Source organism: Pseudomonas sp. P5_B2 (genome assembly GCF_056400445.1).
In genome coordinates this window covers 1-3,897 of sequence record NZ_JBFULH010000385.1, presented here as the reverse complement: position 1 = coordinate 3,897, position 3,897 = coordinate 1, and the positions used below count along the sequence as shown (strand labels likewise).

Genomic DNA, 3,897 nt, shown 5'->3' with positions numbered 1-3,897 from the left:
GTCATAGCCCATGGGCGCGGTGCGGTAGCAGCTTGTGATGCTGCGGGCGCCGTATTTGTAGCACTGGGAGCCGATGTCTTCGGCAGAGTAGCTGCTGCCGATGATCAGCAGATCCTTGCCCTTGAACTCCAGCGCCTCGCGGAAATCATGGGCGTGCAGGATGCGCCCGCCGAACTGCTCGAATCCGGGGAAGTACGGCATCTTCGGAGTCGAAAAGTGCCCGCAGGCGTTGATCACATAGTCGAACTCTTCCGAGGTCTGGGTATCGCTGCCGTGGTCGTGGGCGACTACCGTGAAGCGGCGAGTCTCTTCGTCAAAGGTGACCTGGCGCACCACATTGTTGAAACGGATGTAGTCGCGAACCCCGGCTTTTTCGACGCGGCCCTTGATGTAGTCCCAGAGCACTTCCCGTGGCGGGTAGGAGCCGATGGGGCGACCAAAATGTTCTTCGAAGGTGTAGTCAGCGAACTCCAGGCATTCCTTCGGGCCGTTCGACCACAGGTAGCGATACATGCTGCCGTGCACCGGCTCGCCGTTTTCGTCCAGGCCTGTGCGCCAAGTGTAGTTCCACATGCCGCCCCAATCACTCTGCTTTTCGAAGCAGACCAGTTCCGGAATTTCGACGCCTTGGTCGCGGGCCGACTGGAAGGCTCTAAGCTGCGCCATGCCGCAAGGGCCGGCGCCGATGATTGCCACGCGTAAGGTCATGATCGTGCCTCGTAATGAATTCATCGGATAAAAACAGCAGCAGCGCTCAGCGAAAGATCACTGTCTTGTCCTGGTTGATGAACACCCGGTGTTCCAGGTGGTATTTCAGGGCTTTGGAAAGGGCGACGGTTTCGGTGTCGCGGCCGATGGCAACCAGCGAGTCGGGCAGATGCGTATGGTCGACTCGCTGGATTTCCTGCTCGATGATCGGCCCCTCGTCGAGGTCGCTGGTGACGTAGTGGGCGGTGGCGCCGATTAGCTTCACGCCCCGGTCGTACGCCTGGTGATAGGGCTTGGCGCCCTTGAAACCGGGCAGGAACGAGTGATGGATGTTGATGGCCCGGCCGGACAGCTGCTGGCACAGTCCGTCGGACAGAATCTGCATATAGCGGGCGAGCACCACCAGATCGGTCCGGGTGTCTTCGACGATGCGCATCAGCTCGGCTTCCTGGCTGGCCTTGMTGTCCTTGGTGACCGGCAGGTAGATGAAACGGATGCCCTCGCGCTCGGCCATGGCCCGCAGGTCCAGGTGGTTGGAAACCACGGCGGTGATGTGCATGTCCATCTCGCCTTTGCGGTGGCGGTACAACAGGTCGGTCAGACAATGGTCGAACTTGCTGACCATCAACAGCACCCGAGTCGGCTGGCTGGAGCAGAACAGTTGCCACTGCATGACGAAGCCGCCGGCCAGGTCTCCCAGACCCTCGCGCAGGGCACCGATATCGCCGCTCACGCCAGTGTTGAAACGGAACACAGCGCGCATGAAAAACTGCCCGGTGAACTCATCGTCGAACTGCGCCAGTTCGCTGATGTAGCACTGCTGTCCGGCCAGGCAGGTGGTGATCGCGGCAACGATGCCGGACGCCGCCGGGCAATTGATCTTGAGAATGTAATGTTCGTTGGAAGTGTCCATCGAAGGTCCCTTGGATAAAGTGATTTGAGGCTCAGCCCTTGGCCGTGCGCTTGGTTTTTTCCGGGTCGTCGAAGGGCAGGGCGTGGGTCACAGCGGCGCTTTCCTGGCTGCCGCGCACCTGCAGGGCAATGCCTGGATTCGAGCAGGCGACGCTCATCCGGGCGATGGCCATGGAGCGTTTGCTCAGGCGTGAATACATGCCGCAGGTGATCACCCCGACTTGCTGGTTGCCTTGCCACAAGGTGTCGCCGGCCTCCGCGGCGCGGACACCTTCGAGCAACACTCCGGTGATCTTGAAACGCTCCTGACCGCGCAACCGAAAGTGCTCTTCGGCGCCACGGAATTCGCGCTTGTCCGGGGAGACGGTGAAATCCAGGCCCATTTCCCAGAGGGTGTCGCCAGCCTTCTGATCGGCAAAGGGGTACATCTGCGAGTTGTCGTAGGGGAAAAACATCAGCGAGCTTTCCACCCGCAACCAGTCCAGGGCAGTAAAGGCGCAAGGGATGATGCCAAGGCCCGAGCCTTGTTCCAGGATCGTGTCCCACAGCGCCGGGGCATCGGCGGCCTTGCAGAAAATCTCGTAGCCGCGCTCGCCGGTGTAGCCGGTGCGAGAGATCATCACCGGACGATCGAACAGGCGGGTTTGCAGGTGATGGAAGTAAGGCAGCTGACGGATCCCGGGGACGTGCTCGGCGAGAAAGTCCACCGCCAGCGGCCCTTGCAGCGACAGATCGTGCAGGTCGTCATCGAACAGCACCGCCACTTGCCGGCCTTGGGAGGAGCGCACCAGCATTTCGTGGCCGCTGCCGGCGCCGTGCACCACCATGAACGCGTTGGGTCCGGTGCGGTAGACGATGCAGTCATCGACGAACTTGCCGTTCTCGTCGAGCATCGAGGCGTACACCGATTTACCGGGGTAGAGCTTGGCTATGTCTCGGGTGGTCGCCCATTGCAGCAAGCTCTCGGCGTGGGGGCCGACGTAGTGGACTTTTTTCAGTCCTGACACATCCATCAACCCGGCACGGGTGCGGATCGCCTGATGATGATCGGCCAGATCGCTGTCGTAGGTCCAGGCAGTGCCCATGCCGTTCCAGTCTTCGAGGTTCGAGCCGAGTGCGCGATGCCGTTCGGCCAGTGCAGAAATACGCCATGAATGCGTCATGTGAAGATCCTTGTCGGTGAAAGTGGGTCAGGGTTCAGGCTTGCGGGTCGAAGCGGCTCAGCCACTCGATCAGGGTCTGTCGGTAGCGGCTCATGCCCTTGTAGTCGGCGATCGGCTCGGGCAGGTCGCGCAGCACACGGTGCAGGCGGCAGCCCCAGCCGGGCTGGGTGACCAGTTCCTGCATGCTGATCAGGTAGGTGCGGATGCTGAACATCACCGCGTTGCTGCGCGGCAGACGGACCATCACTTGCAGCTCGACGCGCAGGTGAACCTGTTGCCCGACGTTCTCGGCGGTGATGCGGCCGCGGTCGGCGCCCCATTCATGGAAGGTCTCGGGGGAGGAGTCCAGGCGCGGGTTGATGGTCAGCGTCCAGTTCAGACGCCGCACCGGCTGCCCCACTTGCAGGTTGAGCAGGTATTTCAGCGCGCGGTCGAAGATGCCCATCTGATGAGCCATGGGCACCGGCGAATGCCACTGTTTGAAACTCATGCCGGCGTCGAAGGCCAGGGACCAGTCGGCCGGGCTGGTGACCAGGCCGGCGTCCATGTACAGATCGCCGTCGCGTTGATCGAGCAGGGCGAAATCCCCCTGCACCTGTCTGCCAATGAACTCCAGCGGTTCGCAAGGCAGGGTCGCGGCATCACCGAACACAAAGCGCTGATCGATATCCAGCAGGGTGTTGCGCCAATGCCAGCGATCAGCATCACGCTCAAGGGTGAACCACTGCGGATAGTCGGCGGCCAGGTGCTCCATGAGCATCTGCAGCGCATCCCAGGCTGCCACTTGCATGTGCGGCATCACCAGGTAGCGGCGCGGATCCTTGTCCAGCACCAAGGCGCGTTCGGCCATTTCCGAGCGGTAGTGTTCGTCGATGTCGAACCCGTGCTGGTAGATCGAGCCGGGATCCCGGGAAGTCGCTGGTTCGATGTTTACCGAATACAGGTAGCTGTCCTCGGTGAAGGGGAAAGGGAAACGACTGATGGCAGCTGGGCTGTTGCGAAAGCTGAAATCGTCTCGATAGCTCTGCACGGGGCTTGATTGAATGGTCATGGTCGACTCCTAAAGATCCAGCGAAACGCAAGGGCCGCAGCCGCGAGAGACACAGGGCATGAG

Annotated in this window: 4 protein-coding genes; all 4 read right to left on the bottom strand. The window is 61.3% G+C overall.

Annotation, left to right across the window (positions count from 1 at the left end; genetic code table 11):
- Window positions 1-708 (bottom strand): NAD(P)-binding domain-containing protein (locus AC1DRJ_RS20960; protein ID WP_477803825.1); only part of this gene is annotated, 708 nt, incomplete at its 3' end.
- 46 nt (window positions 709-754) lie between these two features.
- Window positions 755-1,621 (bottom strand): formyltetrahydrofolate deformylase, encoded by an 867-nt coding sequence (purU, locus tag AC1DRJ_RS20955; protein ID WP_477803824.1) that lies wholly within the window; start codon window positions 1,619-1,621, stop codon window positions 755-757.
- Between the two features lie 31 nt (window positions 1,622-1,652).
- Window positions 1,653-2,783 (bottom strand): aminomethyl transferase family protein, encoded by a 1,131-nt coding sequence (locus tag AC1DRJ_RS20950; RefSeq protein ID WP_477803823.1) that lies wholly within the window; start codon window positions 2,781-2,783, stop codon window positions 1,653-1,655.
- Window positions 2,784-2,817: 34 nt separating this feature from the next.
- Window positions 2,818-3,834: a heme-dependent oxidative N-demethylase family protein gene (locus AC1DRJ_RS20945; protein ID WP_477803822.1), complete on the bottom strand. Its 1,017-nt coding sequence runs from the start codon at window positions 3,832-3,834 to the stop codon at window positions 2,818-2,820.
- Window positions 3,835-3,897: the final 63 nt, after the last annotated feature.